Source organism: Affinundibacterium nitidum, from assembly GCF_014284155.1.
GTDB classification, from domain to species: domain Bacteria; phylum Pseudomonadota; class Gammaproteobacteria; order Burkholderiales; family Burkholderiaceae_D; genus Undibacterium; species Undibacterium nitidum.
The window spans coordinates 1-255 of sequence record NZ_JACOFZ010000066.1; the positions used below are offsets into that span (position 1 = coordinate 1).

1 protein-coding gene is annotated in these 255 nt (G+C 48.6%); it reads left to right on the plus strand.

Features of this window, described 5'->3' with window-relative positions:
* On the plus strand, window positions 1-255 hold a 255-nt coding region (locus tag H8K36_RS19055), incomplete at both ends, for a hypothetical protein (RefSeq protein WP_186920467.1).

Below are 255 nucleotides of genomic sequence, written 5' to 3' on the forward strand. Positions count from 1 at the left end.
CTCCAAGTCGAGGGTTTTTTTGGGAAGACTACGGTCAGTAATGCTGTCGGTGAGGTGAAGTTAGATCGTGTAAAGGGATTCTCAGTGAAGTACGCTGATGGATCTTGGGCAGTTCGTACGGGCTATTACAAATACAATGCTGCATTCAATGCACCAACAGTAGCCGCGACCATCAAGAGCCTGACAGCTTTGCCGGCAGTAGTGTGCACGAATTGTAGTACAGTAGTGCCAGCCGTTGCCAACATTAACGACATG